Origin of the sequence: Echinicola salinicaeni, assembly GCF_014280965.1 — a bacterium.
Taxonomy (GTDB): domain Bacteria; phylum Bacteroidota; class Bacteroidia; order Cytophagales; family Cyclobacteriaceae; genus Echinicola; species Echinicola salinicaeni.
The window spans coordinates 104,313-122,010 of record NZ_JACODZ010000007.1; the positions used below are offsets into that span (position 1 = coordinate 104,313).

At 40.5% G+C, this 17,698-nt stretch carries 14 protein-coding genes and 1 tRNA gene; 2 read left to right on the forward strand and 13 right to left on the reverse strand.

Going from position 1 to position 17,698, the window contains the following annotated elements; translation table 11 throughout:
* Positions 1 to 21: 21 nt before the first annotated feature.
* Genes H7U17_RS14605 through H7U17_RS14630 form a run of 6 tightly spaced genes read right to left on the reverse strand, consistent with a single transcriptional unit; the run spans position 22 to position 8,335 of the window.
* On the reverse strand, positions 22 to 1,389 hold the full coding sequence (locus tag H7U17_RS14605; protein WP_186757493.1) for a quinol:cytochrome C oxidoreductase: 1,368 nt from the start codon (positions 1,387 to 1,389) through the stop codon (positions 22 to 24).
* A gap of 2 nt (positions 1,390 to 1,391) precedes the next feature.
* The gene (locus tag H7U17_RS14610; RefSeq protein WP_186757494.1) at positions 1,392 to 2,018 is read right to left on the reverse strand and encodes a c-type cytochrome; all 627 of its coding nucleotides are present in this window, start codon (positions 2,016 to 2,018) and stop codon (positions 1,392 to 1,394) included.
* Positions 2,019 to 2,032: 14 nt separating this feature from the next.
* Positions 2,033 to 2,563 carry a DUF3341 domain-containing protein gene (locus H7U17_RS14615; protein ID WP_186757495.1) on the reverse strand — a complete coding sequence of 177 codons (531 nt, stop codon included), beginning with the start codon at positions 2,561 to 2,563 and terminating at the stop codon, positions 2,033 to 2,035.
* A complete protein-coding gene (gene nrfD / locus H7U17_RS14620) occupies positions 2,563 to 3,927 on the reverse strand; it encodes an NrfD/PsrC family molybdoenzyme membrane anchor subunit (RefSeq protein WP_186757496.1) in 1,365 nt (454 codons plus the stop codon). Before nrfD ends, H7U17_RS14615 begins: the two co-directional genes overlap by 1 nt.
* Before the next feature lie 18 nt (positions 3,928 to 3,945).
* Entirely contained in the window at positions 3,946 to 7,035 is a 3,090-nt protein-coding gene (locus H7U17_RS14625) for a TAT-variant-translocated molybdopterin oxidoreductase (protein WP_186757497.1), read from the reverse strand.
* A 40-nt stretch (positions 7,036 to 7,075) separates the two neighbouring features.
* Positions 7,076 to 8,335, reverse strand: coding sequence for a c-type cytochrome (locus H7U17_RS14630; RefSeq protein WP_186757498.1), 1,260 nt, complete (start codon positions 8,333 to 8,335; stop codon positions 7,076 to 7,078).
* A 372-nt stretch (positions 8,336 to 8,707) separates the two neighbouring features.
* Here H7U17_RS14630 and H7U17_RS14635 point away from each other — a divergent pair.
* Together H7U17_RS14635 and H7U17_RS14640 are read left to right on the forward strand one after the other, a co-directional pair.
* A tRNA-Cys gene (locus H7U17_RS14635) sits at positions 8,708 to 8,778 on the forward strand.
* A 349-nt stretch (positions 8,779 to 9,127) separates the two neighbouring features.
* Positions 9,128 to 9,997, forward strand: coding sequence for a DUF72 domain-containing protein (locus tag H7U17_RS14640; RefSeq protein WP_186757499.1), 870 nt, complete (start codon positions 9,128 to 9,130; stop codon positions 9,995 to 9,997).
* Between the two features lie 137 nt (positions 9,998 to 10,134).
* Here the strand turns inward: H7U17_RS14640 and rpsA are convergent, their stop codons facing one another.
* The 7 genes from rpsA to H7U17_RS14675 form a co-directional block, all read right to left on the reverse strand.
* Entirely contained in the window at positions 10,135 to 11,907 is a 1,773-nt protein-coding gene (gene rpsA, locus H7U17_RS14645) for a 30S ribosomal protein S1 (protein WP_186757500.1), read from the reverse strand.
* A 254-nt stretch (positions 11,908 to 12,161) separates the two neighbouring features.
* Positions 12,162 to 13,232 carry a dipeptidase gene (locus H7U17_RS14650; RefSeq protein ID WP_186757501.1) on the reverse strand — a complete coding sequence of 357 codons (1,071 nt, stop codon included), beginning with the start codon at positions 13,230 to 13,232 and terminating at the stop codon, positions 12,162 to 12,164.
* 53 nt (positions 13,233 to 13,285) lie between these two features.
* Positions 13,286 to 14,428, reverse strand: coding sequence for a D-TA family PLP-dependent enzyme (locus H7U17_RS14655; protein WP_230981432.1), 1,143 nt, complete (start codon positions 14,426 to 14,428; stop codon positions 13,286 to 13,288).
* Positions 14,415 to 14,876: a RidA family protein gene (locus H7U17_RS14660; RefSeq protein WP_186757502.1), complete on the reverse strand. Its 462-nt coding sequence runs from the start codon at positions 14,874 to 14,876 to the stop codon at positions 14,415 to 14,417. Before H7U17_RS14660 ends, H7U17_RS14655 begins: the two co-directional genes overlap by 14 nt.
* Positions 14,877 to 14,929: 53 nt before the next feature.
* Positions 14,930 to 16,246 carry a gluconate:H+ symporter gene (locus tag H7U17_RS14665; RefSeq protein WP_186757503.1) on the reverse strand — a complete coding sequence of 439 codons (1,317 nt, stop codon included), beginning with the start codon at positions 16,244 to 16,246 and terminating at the stop codon, positions 14,930 to 14,932.
* A gap of 164 nt (positions 16,247 to 16,410) precedes the next feature.
* On the reverse strand, positions 16,411 to 16,926 hold the full coding sequence (locus tag H7U17_RS14670; RefSeq protein WP_186757504.1) for an HNH endonuclease: 516 nt from the start codon (positions 16,924 to 16,926) through the stop codon (positions 16,411 to 16,413).
* 4 nt (positions 16,927 to 16,930) lie between these two features.
* Positions 16,931 to 17,677, reverse strand: a complete 747-nt coding sequence (locus H7U17_RS14675; protein WP_230981433.1) for a C40 family peptidase — start codon at positions 17,675 to 17,677, stop codon at positions 16,931 to 16,933.
* Between the last annotated feature and the right edge of the window lie 21 nt (positions 17,678 to 17,698).

Consider the following 17,698-nt stretch of genomic DNA (forward strand, 5'->3'; position numbering starts at 1 on the left):
TTTATCTTTTTCGGATACGTATTAAATGTGATGATGATAAGTTTCCTCTAACATTGGATGGTTCTTAGCGATAAGATTTTTCTTAGAAAGACCAGTCAATACCACCATGATTACAACAGAACCATATAACAAGAACATACCAACTTCCATAAATCCAACTCCACCGTTATGTCCCAATGTACCTGGCTGAACCATTAAGAAGAAATCAACCCAGTGTCCAATAATGATAAGAGTACAAACAACTTTCAAGAAGATGGTATGTCTCTTAGAGTCTCTAGTCATCAAAACTAAGAATGGCAACACAAAGTTTAGAATAATATTCACAAAGATAAATGCACCATACTTATCACTATTCAACCTTTCAAGGAAGTAAACTGATTCTTCAGGAATATTGGCATAATAAATCAATAAGAACTGAGAGAACCATAAGTAAGTCCAGAATATAGAGAACCCGAAAATGAATTTAGCTAAATCATGTAGATGGTTTTCATTGAACATCTCTAAGTAACCTCTCTCTTTCAACATGATCGTTACCAGACAAATTGAAGAAAGACCGGCAACAAACCAAGAAGCAAACACATACCAACCAAATAATGTAGAGAACCAGTGAGTATCAATTGACATTATCCAATCCCATGCACTTATTGAAGAAGATACAGCAAAGATCACCAAGAAAATTGCAGACCATTTTCTGATATTATACCAATAACTATCTCCCCCATTGATATCTTCCTGCAAAGAAAGGTTTTTCAATTTATTGAAGAAGAAAATCCAAAGTCCAAAGAAGATGACCAATCTAGCTACCCAGAAAATAGGGAAACTACCTTTAGCCAATGGCCAATAGAAGAATCCGCCTTTTCCATCTATAATAGAATCGTAATGCCCGCTATCTTTAACAAAAAGATCATGGTGAGTCCAGTGGAACAAGTCATGACCAGCAATGAAATAAGTAACGATCATCATAATAGCAGCAAACGGAAGCCAATTACCAAAAGAGATCATTACCCTTAGGATAGCTGTAGCCCATCCAGCTTGAGCCGCATATTGAATAGCAAAGAAGAAAACACCAATAATGGCAATACCGGCAAAGTACACATTATTGATCCAAAGATTAGCGAAAAAACGCTTAGACCAATGGAATTCATCATGTCCACCAGTCTCATGTCCTGCCTCAGCAGCATGTGCATCACCGTGATCATCTGCTGCAGCTACATGTTCAGTCTGATGACCAGCAGCTTCATGCCCACCGTGTGAATCACCTCCCATAGAAGTGAAGATACCAATGACCAACAAGATCGCCCCAATACCTCCAACCATCATGATGGTTTTCTTCAGGGCAGCCGTGAAGTCAAATTTTTGATCCAGGTTAAAATTTGTAACGTGCGCCATTATTATTGTTTCTGAATTTCTTGTTTAACATAGTGAACAATTTTCCATCTTCTCTCTGGAGAAATCTGAGAACCATGAGCTCCCATTCTACCTTTTCCGTGTGTAATTACATGGAAAATGTGTCCTTCTGTAAGGTTGATATAAGCACCACCGGTAAGGTTAGCTACACCACCGATTACTTCACCTACTTTACCATCTCCTTGACCACCATCACCGTGACATGGTGAGCAGTACTGGGTAAACAAACGCTTACCATCTGCCAATACCTGATCAGTCAATTCAACTGGATTTTCAACAGCATTAGCACCTTCCAAATCAGCTACTTTAAGCCTGTAAGGAAGCATGTCATATTGATTACGAGCTACTGTGTTGGCCACAGGCTCTCTCATATTCATATTGTGTGGATTGTGAACATTACTATTGAAAAATTCACCTTTTCCATCTTCTCTGTTTGACAACCAGCTTCCAGCTTCTTCATTTTGAATTTGGGTAAGCGGCTCATAAGCTACAGAGTGGTACATTTGAGGAGCATATTCCAGCCCCTGATCATCGCCTGAAGCCCCGCAAGATACTACTCCCAAAGAAGCAGCAGAAAGCGCAACTAAATATATGGACTTAATAATTTTCATATCTTCAATGTTACCTATTCAAAACTTTTATTATTCACCTCTGAAGCTCCTGATGTCTGAAGCAACTCTTTGATCTTAGTTTCTTCAATATTGGCATTATGGGCAATATCAATTGCCATCACATGCTTATCATCAGTACTTCTCAAATCAAAAATTCGAGGCTGGGCCCATGGCTTCAAATTACTGCTCACCATAAATACTCCCACCATACCGAAGGAAGCCAATAATACAGTAAGTTCGAAGGTAACAGGAATGAAATCAGGTAGTGGAGCATGGTCCTTACCACCGATGATCATTGGCCAGTCCACTGACATCATTAGCACCTGCATAGTCAAGGCCAAACAAGTCCCTAGCATACCAAACAAAAAGGCAGCTATTGGCAGTTTACTTCTTTTATATCCTAATACATCTTCAAGACCGTGAACAGGGTATGGAGTAAATACCTCATGGATTTTCACTCCACTCTCACGTACCTTGGTTACTGCATCTTTCAATACATCCTCATCATCATAAATACCGAGGATAAAATTCGTATCTCTTTCCATTATTTATTTACTTTTTCAGATGAAGACTTCAATACAGATTTAACCTCAGCCATGTTGATTACCGGGAAGAACTTAGCAAACAATAAGAATAAGGTAAAGAACAAACCAAAGGTGAATAGGTAAACTCCAACATCCGCCCAAGTAGGGTAGAACATTGCCCAAGAAGATGGCAAGAAGTCCCTATGAAGTGAGGTTACAATAATTACAAAACGTTCAAACCACATACCGATATTCACTACCAAAGAAAGCAGGAAAGTAAAGACGATTGAAGTTCTGATTTTCTTGAACCAGAAAAGTTGTGGTGAAATTACGTTACAAGTCATCATTGACCAGTATGCCCACCAGTATGGTCCAAATGCTCTGTTGATAAAGGCATATTGCTCTGCTTCTACACCTGAGTACCACGCAATAAAGAACTCAGTGATATAAGCTATACCTACTATTGAACCAGTGATAATGATTACAATGTTCATCAACTCGATATGTACCATTGTAATATAATCTTCCAGTTTAAACAATTTCCTAGTGATGATCATCAAGGTCAACACCATCGCAAACCCCGAGAAGATTGCACCCGCTACAAAGTATGGAGGAAAAATAGTAGTGTGCCATCCAGGAATTACTGAAGTAGCAAAGTCAAACGATACAATGGTGTGTACTGAAAGTACAAGTGGCGTAGCCAATCCGGCAAGGATCAAAGATACAGCTTCATAGTGCATCCAAGATTTTGCAGCCCCTGTCCACCCAAAGCTAAGCGCACCATAAATAGTTTTTCTTAAACCAGTTGCTCTATCTCTAATGGTAGCAAAATCAGGAATCAAACCGATATACCAGAAAACCAATGATACCGAGAAATAAGTAGAGATGGCAAATACGTCCCAAAGCAATGGTGAGTTAAAGTTAACCCAAAGTGAACCAAAAACGTTTGGAAGTGGCAATGCCCAATAAGCACCTAACCATGGTCTACCCATATGAAGTACTGGAAACATAGCCGCACAGATAACGGCAAAAATTGTCATCGCCTCAGCAGCTCTGTTAATAGATGTTCTCCACTTTTGTCTGAAAAGAAGGAGTACCGCTGAAATCAAAGTACCAGCGTGACCAATACCTACCCACCAAACGAAGTTGGTGATATCCCATGCCCAACCTACTGTCTTGTTCAATCCCCACATACCTATACCTTCCCAAACAGTAGCACCCACAGCTATGCCACCTAACAATAAGGTACCAATAGCTACAGCTAAACCAAGCATCCAACCAACAGTTGGCTTGCCTTCCACCTGTCTGGAAACGTCATGGGTAACGTCTTTGTATGTTTTACCGCCCGTAACTAACGGCTCGCGTACGGATGAAGTAACCTGCATATCTTATAAAATTATTATTTACGCTTCTTTTTTGTCCTTATTTCTAATCTTGGTGAAGTACCATACATTAGGGCTTACGTTGATTTCCTCTAATACATGGTATGCTCTCTCCTCATTAACCTCTTTCACTGCTGAAGTTGTGTTTTCCTTGATCTTCAACATTTGTGAAACCTGGCTATTTGGATCATTCATATCACCGAATACCAAGGCGTCAGTAGGACAGGCTACGGCACAAGCAGTAGTTACTTCTCCATCCTTGATCTTCCTCTTCTCACGCTTAGCAGCCAACTTACCAGATTGGATACGTTGAACACACAAGCTACACTTCTCCATAACCCCTCTAGCTCTAACAGTAACATCTGGGTTAAGTACCATCTTACCCAAATCATCGTTTTGAGCAACATTGACTTGAGAGAAGTCCTTATTATCATGGTATTTGAACCAGTTGAACCTTCTTACTTTATAAGGACAGTTGTTTGCACAATAACGTGTACCGATACATCTATTATAGGTCATTTGATTAAGACCTTCTGAACTGTGTGTGGTAGCAGCTACTGGACATACCGTCTCACATGGAGCATTGTTACAGTGCTGACACATCATTGGCTGGAAGGTTACCTCTGGATTGTCAGAAGCTTTTTCCAATCCTTCCAAATCTCCCGCTTCAGCATCAGAGCTGTAATAACGGTCAATCCTGATCCAAGCCATTTCTCTACGGTTAAGCACTTCCTGCTTACCTACTACAGCCACATTATTTTCTACTTGACAAGCTACGGTACAAGCACCACAACCAATACAAGAGTTCATGTCAATGGCCAAGCCCCAGTGGTGCTGGCTATACTTGTGACCGCTCCAAAGAGATACCTTAGATGGTTTTACAAACTCTCCATCTTTATAGATCTCTGGTGAAACTCTACCAGCAGATGGATCTTTTTTGTATTCAGACAAAACTGACTCTTGGATCACATTACCACGATCCATATAAGTTTGGTGCGTCTGAGTTTGTGCAATTTTATAGCTATCAGAAGTAAGCTCAATACTTACTCCAGAAGTAATATCATAATTAACAAAACCTTTAGAGTTGTCCAATAATGGGTAAGCGTTAACCCCTACTCCATTGGCTACTCTACCAGCTTTAGTTCTTCCGTATCCTAGAGCCAAACCGATAGTACCATCAGCCTGACCTGGTTGGATCAATACTGGTACAATAAGTGACTTCCCGTTTACAGTGATTTTAGCTTTCTGTGTGGCTCCCTCAAACATTTTCAAACCTTGCTCAGTCGCCCATTTCTGAGAAACAGTCAAATAGTTATCCCATGTAGCTTTAGTCACTGGATCAGACATTTCTTGCAACCATGGGTTGTTAGCAAATGTACCTACACCAATACCTACTTTTTGGTAAACCACTAGCTCCACACCTGAATTAGAAGCAGAATAAGCTTTTCCAATTGCAGCAGCGGCAGCACTTATATCCCCAGCGCCTACTAAAGCTTCTTCAGAAGCAGGAACTTCAATAGAATAAACGCCATTGTAAAGTGCTCTATCCCAATTTTCTTGGAAAGAAGCAGTCTCACCTTGAGCAGCAAACATGGCAGCCCAATTTTCTTGAAGGAAGTCGTAGTAATTAGTAGTAACTCCTGCCCAAGTCAAGAAAGATTCTTGCGCTTGTCTAGTATCAAAAAGTGGGGAAATAGCAGGTTGAGATAAACTGAATTCACCGGCTTTTGGCTGGAAGTCATTCCAAGATTCCAAGTAGTGGTGATCAGGAGCAATATACTGAACCATAGAAGAAGTTTCATCCATAGTAGCATTGGTACTTACAGATACCTTTGCTTTAGCAATTGCCTTTCCTAACTCTTCACCTTGTGGGTAATCGTAAACTGGGTTACAGTTGTAGAACAACACTCCATCTACCCTACCAGCGGCAAGGTCAGCAACAAACTTAGCCATTCCAGCATCGTTTCCTTTTTTGAAAGAAGCTGTATTGCTATAGTCAATAGTTGAATTATTATTTCCAAGAAGTTCGTTGATCGCATTGATCACGATCTGAACATTAGGATCATTGGAACCAGATACTACCAATGACTTGCCTTTATTGGCCCAAAGTTCATTAGCAGCTTTGCTCAAATGAGCCACTTCAACAGCAGCTCCCTTAACAGTGGCAGCTCCAGCTTTTTTAGCGATCAAGTTATAAAGCGCTAATACTGCCAATCCACTTTGAGAAGCTTTGATTGGAGTTCTGTAATCTGCGTTAGCACCAGTCAATGAAAGGTTAGATTCAAACTGGTAATGACGAGACATATTAGGGCTTTCCTTAGAAATCTTTCTTCCTTTTGAATATTGCTTAGCAAATTCAATTGGAGAAATCCAAGTTCCCAAGAAATCGGCACCAAAACTTACGATAACATCAGCTTTGTCAAAGCTGTAGCTTGGAAGCGCATTTACTCCGTAGTAGGTTTCATTGGCCTTAGTAATACCATAGGTAGAAGCTGCATCATAAGTAACAACCTCTGCACCGCCTATCGTTTCAGACAAGGCACCGATAGCTTTGTCTGTAGAAGGTGATAAGATAGTATTAGTAACAATTTTAACATTGCCAGCAGCCTTAAGCTTAGCGGCAACTTCTTTATCTATAGTAGCCCAATCAGATTTTTCACCGTTTTTGTATGGGCTGGCTAATCTTTCTTTATCATATAGAGACAATACTGAAGCTTCCACGATGGCATTTACACCACCTTGAGTGATTGGAGAAAGCTTATTACCGTCAATTTTGATAGGTCTACCTTCTCTGGTTTTAACTACAACGGAAGCATAGTCTCCACCAGATACAAAGGTTGAAGCGTAATAATTAGGGATAGAAGGATTTACATCTACTGGCTTGTTCACATAAGGAATGGCCTTTCTAACAGGAGCCTCACAAGCAGCCAATGACGCAGCCGCAATACTGAATCCCATTAGTTTAAGGAAATCCCTTCTTGATGATCCCCCTTCTTCTTGGTCGCTTATTGGAAGGTATTCAGGAAATTCCCGATCTGCATTCTTTACAAATTCCGGATCGTTTGTCAGCTGTTCTAATCCCTTCCAGTATGTCTTTTTATTTTCTTTCATTTTATATTAAAGAAAAGAATGTTCTTAAAAGATTTTTTAATTAATAGTGGCACTTAGCACATTCCAACCCTCCGATGTCTTTCACCTTCAGGGCATCCTTAGATTCCGAATGCAATTGTACCAACTTATCGTAGTACTCATTACCAGCAGTTTTGATTTCTGTCTGTCTGTGACAGTCAATACACCAACCCATTGTAAGGGCGCTGTGCTGGCGTACTACTTCCATCTCCTCAATAGGACCATGACAAGTCTGACACTCAATACCTCCAACATTCACGTGCTGAGAGTGATTAAAGTATGCCAAATCTGGTAAGTTATGTACCCTTACCCACTCTATTGGTTGATTATTATCTACCGCATCATATATTTTTTGGATTTCAGGAGAAACGCCCTCTTTTCCACCTACATTCTGAATATGCATATGACAGTTCATACAGATATTTGGAGAAGGAATATTGGCCGATCTACCGATTTCAACACCAGTATGACAATACTGACATTCAATTTCTTTTTCACCAGCATGCAATTCATGAGAGAATGCAATTGGCTGAGTCGGTGCATAGCCTTGCTGAACCCCTACCGTAAAAAGTCCATCAATAGCAGTCTTTGCCACCAATGCCACCACTAATGCTGTGATGATGATAACAAACGCATCGCTCTTTAATACTTTTTTGAAATCAGTCTTTTGGTTGATAAACTCTTTATCTTCCTCATCCAAATGTTGTTTGTTCAAGTATTTGCTCAATACAGAAACAATCAATCCCAAAACGATTAGGATCAATAACAACACTAGAACTAAAACCGCTAATATAATAGTAAGGTATTCACTTGGAACACCGCCCGAAGCAGCACCAGCTTGAGCACCTTCACCTGCAGCTCCGGCAGCTGCTACCTCTTCCTTACCGCCGAATTCGATATAAGAAAGCAAGTTCATCACATCTTCATCGCTTAAGAATGGATGAGCCGGCATAACCGTGTTATTGAACTCAGCGAAAAGCTCATTGGCAACTGGGTCACCTTCTTGGATCACTTTTTGTGAGTTCTTAATAAATGCTTGAATCCACGCAATGTCTCTTCGGTCACTTACCCCGCGCAAGGCTGGGCCAGTAAACTTTTGATCAAGTTTGTGACAGGTCTTACAGTTGGCATTGAATAGTGACTCTCCGGCCTTAACAGCCTCTTCACTATCAGAAACTTCAGGATCAGCAGCAAAGGCATTAATTCCTATCAAAAGGAAAAAAATCAACGCCATGTTGCAAAATCTGAAGGGAACACTTAATAATGAGCGTTTGATTGACATATTTATAACACTTTAATCAGTTTATTTCACGGTTTTTAAAACTCCCCACAAATGTACTACCCAACTTCTATTTTTCAAACCCGTACACTTAGCCTAACCTTTTTCATCTTTCTGCGTAAAAAGGATTTTAACAGCTGATAAACAGCTATTTACCCCTATTAGACTACCTAAATAGGTTATTTAGAATTTCTATAAATAAGCCGATTAGTGCAAATAGTTCTCACAGCCCTCTATTTCCTTGGTTAATTTACTCAAAACCTCAATTATGAAATCTTCGAGCTTTTCTATGAGCTTGAAAATTCACTAAAATTTAAGTAAAGGAATTTTGCATATAAAAAATTATCTCCTACATTTGCAACTCAATTCTGATAAGGTCGAGTGGCCGAGTGGCTAGGCAGAGGTCTGCAAAACCTTGTACAGCGGTTCGAATCCGCTCTCGACCTCCTAAAAAAAGCATCCTTGTTTCACGGGATGCTTTTCTTTTTTTAGGCAAACTCACTTTCTATTCCAAGCTTAAATGGGATCAAGCAGAGAAGTTGAAAACTGAGAAACTGCACCTGGTATCAAGTAGCTAGATATCAGACTAAAGCAAAGAATCCAAAGCTCCCCCTTTACTATGATCTTCTCTGCATACTCGGCGGATAAAAAGTAAATAGCAATCAATTCAAATCCCCAAAAACATTGATTGCCCTCCATCCCCCTATCTAGCCGACAACCTTTAGCCTTAGAGAACGTTAATTCTTTCTGTATTTTTCCTAAATTAAAAGTCGATAAAACTTAAATGACTAAAACATGAAATTTGGAAGTGTTGAAGATCCATCATCTATAGATTTCACCTTACCGGAAGACCATCCGGAAACAAAAAAAATCCTCAATAAACACAAATCAGACGAGCCTTTTGAAGTATATGTGGGCTGTGCCAAATGGAACAGGGCTGACCTGAAAGGATTCTACCCTAGAGGTACCAAAGATGAGCTCACCTATTACTCCACCCAATTCAACTCTATTGAACTCAACGCCACCTTTTATAGCTCACCCAGCATCGAACAAGTAAAAACATGGGCAAACAAAACACCTGATGGATTTAAATTTTTTCCTAAAATCCCTAATTCGGTCAGCCATTTCAAACGCCTAATCAACGTTCAAGAACCAGTCATGGCTTTTGCAGATGCCATTGCCAACTTCGAAGACAAACTGGGCATGAGCTTTTTGCAAATGCACAATAACTTCAAGCCTAAAGATTTTGACAGGGTGGAAAAATTCGTCAATGAATTCCCTCCAGAAATCCCTCTTGCCTTGGAATTGAGAAATGCTGAATGGTTTGCCGATGAAGAGGTCCTGGATAAATACTGCGAACTATTGGCCAATAACAACCGGGCCAATATAGTCGTTGACACAGCCGGAAGAAGGGACATGCTTCACATGAGACTAACAAATGACACTGCGTTTATCCGATATGTTGGCGCTAACGATGAAAGCGACTACAACAGACTGGACGACTGGTTGGAAAGAATCATTAATTGGAGAGTTATGGGCCTACAAAAGCTCTACTTCTTTGTACATCAAAACATTGAAAAGGAATCACCCCTCCTTTCTGCTTACTTTATTAAAAAATTAAACAAGCAATTTAACTTGGACATTAAAATCCCCAACGAAGACTAGCGATAATTCACGCTATAACTATGAGTTACGGTAAGAACCATTTTATCTCCAGACTTTTCTCAACGGTCTCAAATAACAAAAAAAAGCATCCCGATTACTCGGGATGCTTTTACTTTTATAGCGGAATAAGCAAATGCTTATTTTTTGTCTCCACCTTCCATTTTCTCTTTCAATGCAGAAAGAGCATCTAGATCACCAAGAGTAGACTTCTCTTGAGGCTCAGCACCGGCAGCTTTCTTCTTAGGAGCAGCTTTCTTAGCTGGCTTAGCAGCAGGGATAGCTTCTTCTTTGAAAGTAGCAGTGTGAGAAAGAACAATACGCTTATCATCTTTAGAGAATTCAGTTACTCTAAAGTCAAGAGATTCACCAACCTCTACTTGAGAACCATCTTCTTTCTCTAGGTTTTTGATAGTAGCGAATCCTTCTAATCCGTAAGGAAGCTCTAGAACCGCACCTTTGTCGTTTTTAGAAACAACGGTACACTTGTGAGCAGAACCAACAGGGAAGATACCTTCAAAAGTATCCCATGGATTCTCTTCCAATTGCTTATGACCTAGGGCCAATCTTCTGTTGTCAACGTCAAGCTCAAGAACGATTACTTCTAATTCATCCCCTACCTTAACATATTCAGATGGGTGCTTGATTTTCTTAGTCCAAGAAAGATCAGAAACGTGTACAAGACCGTCGATACCTTCTTCAAGCTCAAGGAACAATCCAAAGTTAGTCAAGTTTCTTACCACACCTTTGTGCTTAGTACCTACTGCGTACTTAGTCACCATATCTTGCTTAGTCCAAGGATCTTCAGTCAATTGCTTGATACCAAGAGACATTTTTCTATCGTCCTTATCCAAAGTAAGTACTACTGCTTCGATTTCATCACCTACTTTCACAAAGTCCGCAGGGTTTCTCAAGTGCTGAGACCAAGACATCTCAGATACGTGGATCAAACCTTCAACACCAGGAGCCAACTCAAGGAATGCACCATAGTCAGCAACGTTAACGATCTTACCTTTCACTTTAGAACCAACTTCCAATTCAGCAGAAAGAGAATCCCAAGGATGAGCAGTAAGCTGCTTCATACCCAAAGAAATACGCTTCTTGTCATCATCAAAGTCAAGTACCACAATCTGAACTTTGTCATCAAGGTTAAGCACTTCTTCTGGATGATTGATTCTGCCCCAAGAGATATCTGTAATGTGAAGTAGACCATCTACACCACCCAAGTCGATGAATACACCGAAGTTGGTCATGTTCTTGATCACACCTTCCAATACCTGACCTTTCTCTAGGTTGTTTAGGATTTCTGCTTTTTGCTTCTCTAGATCTTTTTCGATCAATACTTTGTGAGAAACAACTACGTTATCGTTAGCGTGGTTGATCTTAACCACTTTCACTTCCATTTTCTTACCTACATAAACATCAAAGTCTCTGATAGGCTTCACATCAATTTGAGAACCTGGTAAGAAGGCTTCTACACCGTAGATATCTACGATCAAACCACCTTTAGTTCTTCTCTTAACAAGACCTTCGATCACATTGTCGTTCTCAAGCGCATCTTCGATGTCTTGCCATGCACGAACCATTTTGGCTTTCTTTCTAGAAAGAACCAATTGACCCAAAGCATTTTCTTGTTCTTCAATGAAAAGTTCTACTTCATCACCGATCTTAAGATCAGGAAGGTCACGGAATTCAGTTCTTGGTACCAAACCATCAGATTTGAAACCAATGTTGATGATAACATCCTTATCATTAACACCTACAACAGTACCTTTGATTACTTCCTTCTCACTGATTTCAGTCAAGGTTTGGTCGTAAAGTTTTTCCATTTCTGCTCTCTCTGCAGAAGTGTAACCTTCACCAAAACCTTTGGTTTCGAACTTGTCCCAGTTAAAATCTTCGTTATTAGACATATTAGTAAACGACTCTGATTTTCAACAGCCCTAGAGTCTTCAGGCTGAGGTTTTTAGTTGTAAAATTCCCAAATTCCAAACAAGGAAAACAGGAACCGCTCACCTGAACGGACTGCAAAGGTACGTAAATTTTATAACTAGAAACAGTAACCTATAAAAAAATTAGTAGTAAAAAGAGACGCCACAAGAAGAAATAAACCCTGTATTTCAACAGGTTAGCACATCAAGCATTCAGAAAAAAGCCTTTTAACAGGTCATGACCAAACATTTCTTAAAAATCGGAGCCAATTACCATGCATAACTTTATTGATATCCTCTTTTGTATAACCTCTTTTGGCAAGCATATCAGGTAATTTCTGCAGGTCAGCAATAGTCTCCAAGTCATAAGGGCATTGTTCTTTTCCAAATGCACCATCAAGATCAGTTCCTATACCTATATGATCTGCATTTCCAGCCAACTGGCAAATATGATCTAAATGATCCAGCATCTTCTCCAAATTACAACCAGTACTCAAAGGCGTAGACTCTCCCCTCACCCATCCAGGCACCATCATCCAAGCATCCAAAGCTCCACCAATCACCGCTCCCCTTTCTATCAATGCCTTGATCTGTTCATCGCTGAACTGTCTATTATGATCGACCAAAGCCCTGCAATTATTATGACTTGCCCATACCGCACCGTTAAAATGGTCAAGCGCTTCCCAAAAACTATCATCGCAAAGATGTGTGGCATCCAGGATTATATTGAGCCTTTCCATTTCCTTTAACAACTCCTGTCCGTTCTTGCCCATAAAGCCAGTAGCATCTGTTCCCTGGGCATATCTGCCAGGCCCATAATGTGCAGGCCCCAAAGCCCTCAAACCATACCCATAGGCCTTTTCCAAATAACTTAAATTGACAATGGAATCAGCCCCTTCCAAAGACAAAATATATCCTATTGGCTTATCATTGGTAGAAGCATCATCGCTCCATAACTGAAGATGAGCTTCCAATCCAACCAAATCTCTCACTTGAACCATTTCACCTGCATCTTCCATAGCCTTGTACCAAGCTAACTGCCCCTGTGTCTGCGCCCAAGCCTGTGCAGGAGAATGCCAACCAGGAAGAGTATTCCCTGGAGCCACATAACGGCCAATTTGCGTTGCCACCACCAAACCAATATTCCCCTCCCGCAACGCAGGCAATGACACTGTAGATTTTCCACGGTCCGGTTTATCATCAAGTCCATCCTCTCTGCTATTGATCGCTTCGACTGTTTGGGTTAAATCCCTATTCCACTCCAATGCATTCATACTTAAATCCAAATGGGCATCTACAGTAAACATAGGTCTCGTATTATTTATAGGTCTCTATTTATTTTCTTTAGCAGCGTATCCATTTAAATATTAATTCTTCTTCGCCTTGCCAAAGTCGCCCATCTTCCCGATACCTTTTCATATTCTATAGACAACACCCTGTCATACATAGCTACTGTAGGACAAATATGATACGGTATCACAAACAATAATTTTCCGATGGTCAAATTCATATCCTCGGTTATTCTTAGGACCATATGCTCCTCACTATGGCTTACAGGAACCAAATCAGGATAATCCAAAAACCAAACCCTATTTTCCAAGGGACCTTCAGATGCCACAGACTTATATCCTAGATCAACGCAAATCAAGTCTGGAGCTGGTTTTGAAATCACCCTACAGATTAATACAGCCGCATAGGTGAATTTTTGCTCTGGCAAGCTCAAGGCATATCCACGGTCCCAATATGGAAAAGTTCCCGGGCTGCAAATCACTCCTTCCCTTTTTGAATGAATGGGAAAAGTCGGGCTTCCACCGGCAATGACAGAAAGTGCTTTCCCGTATTTCTGTTCCATTTTACAGGCCAGTTCCTGAACAGGCTCAAAAGCCTCATTACAAGCCTGCCTTCTATCCTTAATATCAATTTGTCGGAGATGTCCATCATAGACATGCACCCCCTGTATGATCAAATGGCTCGTCGCCTTGCATAGATCAAAAAGTGCCTCAGCTTTTTCACCTGGCCGTATCCCAGTACGATCTGTACCTACATTGAGATCTAAGTACACCCTGAGATAAACCTCCGCCAAATGGGTATGATCGGAAAGATGTTTAGCTTGAGCAGGACAGTCCACCAAGCAGGAAAACTGGGTATCCTGATAGACCAAAATCAGTTTCACCATCCTGTCTACCTTTGGTCCCACCATAGGGTAGGCGATCAACACTTCCTTCGCCCCAGACATGGCCAACATTTCAGCTTCAGCTATTGTTGAACACTTGAACTTTGTAACCCCTTCATTCATCAGTAAGTCCACGACTTCTTGACACTTGAAGGTTTTAACATGAGGCTGAAGAAACTCCGGACCACCAGCCATGGAGATGGCACGTTTAATATTTTGTTTCACCTTCCTTGGATACACCAACAAAGACGGTGAATCTACCTTTTCAATCCCCTTAACATCATACCAATTTTGTAAGTCTTCCAAAAGCATTTCTTTAATGTAATTCAAACACAGCCTCCACTTCAACAGGAATATTATCAGGCAAGGAACCAAAACCTACAGCACTCCTCACTCCTATACCATTTTCCTCTCCCCAAACTGAGGCAAAAAGTTCACTGACGCCATTAATCACATAAGGATGCTTTTCAAAGTCAGCGACACAATTCACCATTCCAAGCACCTTAATTACCCGTTTTACTTTATTGAGGCTGCCCAAGTTTTCTCGAACGGTCGAAAGCATCGCCAAGCCAACCTGACGAGCGGCCAATTTCCCTTCTTCCACATCCATATCCATACCTATTCGTCCCATAATAAGACTGCCATCATCTTGTACTGTACCATGACCAGAAAGGTATAGGTATTTCCCGTCGATCAAACAAGGCTTATAAACCCCTAAAGGCTTGGGAGCTGGAGGCAAATTGAGCCCCAGCTTTTTAAAACTCTCTTCAGCAGACATCTATATTTATTTTTTTTGTTGTCAATCTCTTATTGGAATAATTTAACATATCCTTAAAACAAAAGCCAATCTAAAGTCATTACTCCTATCAAGCCCACAACGGCTACAATGGTCTCCATTAACGACCATGATTTGATGGTATCCTTAATACTTACATTAAAAAACTCCTTGTACATCCAAAATCCAGCATCATTAAAATGAGAAAACATCAGGCTTCCGGCCCCTATAGATAATACCACCAAATTTGGATCAACTCCAGAATCATGTATCAAAGGGGCTATGATCCCTGCAGTGGTCAGTCCCGCGACAGTTGCCGACCCAACGCAAACCCGGATTACTGCTGTAATAGTCCAGGCCAGCAATAAGGGATGAACATCCCAAGTCTCCAGTGAATCTGCAATAACCTGGCTCACTCCACTGTCCAACAAGACTTGTTTTAAAGCACCTGCCCCAGCAATAATCAAAATGATCATGGAGACATCTTTTACAGCCTGCACATATTGCTCCATCAAGCCCTTCATGTCCACCTTCATCCCAAGGCCTAAGGTAAATGTAGCCACTATCAATGAAATTAACATAACCATTCCTGGATCTGCCACAAATAGGATATAGGGATAAAACCTATGGCTTTCGGGAACTTGTAAGGCCAAAACAGTAGTACCTATCAATAATGCTACCGGCAATAAAGCGGAGAAAAAACTATTAAAAGCACTTGGAAGCTCCTCTTCTGGCTTCGGGCTAGCCCTAAAGGTCTCCAAGGGATCTGAAGGGATTTGCTTAAGAAATTGGGCAAACCAAGGACCCGCTACCAAAATGGTAGGAATGGCAATAATAATCCCGTACAATAAAGTTAGCCCCATATTGGCATCAAACTGAGCTACCAATGCCGCGGGTGAAGGATGAGGAGGCAAAAAACCATGAGTTACAGATAATGCTGCCAAAAGAGGAATTCCTACAAAAATGGCAGGAAGCTTAAACTGGTAAGCCACAGTAAAAACCAAAGGAACCAATAACACAAACCCTACAGTATAAAATAAAGGAATACCCACTACCAGCCCAGTCACCATCATTGCCCAATGGATATATTTCTTCCCAAAAATCCCCATCAAAAAGCCTGCTATCCGCTGTGCTGCTCCACTATCGGCTACCAGCTTACCCAGCATAGCCCCCATAGTAATGACAATAATTAGATCCCCCAATAATTTCCCCATTCCATGCTGAACAGATCCAGCAATTTCTTCTACGGGAATCCCCAATAAAAAGCCAGCACTAATGGAGGTAATTAAAAAAGCTAGAAATGGGTTAATCTTTGCCCAAACAATAAGCAAAACTAAGAGCAGAATGCTCAGCAACACATAAAGTATAGTCAATGGTAACTTGGGTTTTGGTTAAAAAACCAATATAAAAATTAATCAATTAAATTGTTTGCAATTCAACCAAAATAAAATATAAAATCATGATATTTAAAAGAAAACCACACTATTCATTCCCCAACCTGACACAATACAATATTATTAAAAACACTTGGTTAAATTCATCCACTATGGACCGTTTTCATATTTAAAAATGGCACCCATTCCTCCGCATTTTTTTCTGCATACTCTGCCAAAAAATAAGACAGGTTTGGTTTGAAGGGCTTTCTTCTCAGTAACATCCCCACCTCTTCAGGTTTTTTATCTCCCTTTTGAACATTACATCGATGACAGGCAGTTATTAGGTTGGTCCAATTAGTTTTCCCGCCCTTGGAACGGGGTACGACATGATCCACTGTAAGGTGCTTTTGTGAACCGCAATATTGGCATTCATTATTATCCCTTTTGAATAGGTTGCTCCTATTGAGGAGTACACCTCTGTAAGGCACATTTTTATATTCATCCAACCTTACCACAGCTGGATATTTAAACTCTTGATCTATGGTACGGATACTTAGAAAAGAATAATCGGCCAACACGCTCACTTTTTCCAGAATAGTAAGCACCATCGCTTTCTGAGCCGTTACCACTGCTATCGGCGTATGATCTAAGTTGAGCACAAGTACCTTCTTTTCCATTATTCTACATTAAACGCCTAATTTTCAAAACCTGATATAAAGGAGAATTGTTTTTAGCCATTTTAGTACCATCCAGTTTCACTTCATCCATTCTCACCTTCCCCCTTACATGAATCACCTGACTTTCACCCACATATATTCCTGCATGATGGGGAATATCTTTCGAATTTCCAAATATTACAATATCACCAAGTTGAATTTCAGTATAGGGAATTTCCTTTCCGGCATCGATAAACTGGGAAATAAACTTGGGCACCATATAACCAGCCATCTTATAAACCAGTTGGATAAAACTTCCAGACCCAATACCAAAAAAGCCCCTTCCGCCGGACAGAAAGGGCACATTAACAAACATTCGAGCAAGGGACACCAACTCTTCCCTCGTTGCCTTTTTCTTAAAATGTCTTGAGTCTCCCTTGAAAGCAACCGTTCCACCCATATCAAACAATTCACTGGAACCGATATGCAAATTACTTCCGGGTAATATATAAAGTGTTTCCCCTCTGAATTTTAGAGAAGAAAGCGGAGAAGTCACCACTTGAAAATCCTCTTCCTGATAATAGTCAAATGCTTCCTTGGAAATATTTTCATGTTGTATGGCTGGAATCCATCCAACCGATCCATCCACCTCCACATTAACCTTGAGCCATTTTTCATCTGGCGTCCCTTCTTCTACCTGGTAGGTCTCGCCAAAAAGTATTTGTGTAAGCAGACCTGCTCCAGGTCTTGGTTCCTGATATACACTTATCATGCTTAACCTGCATATACCATA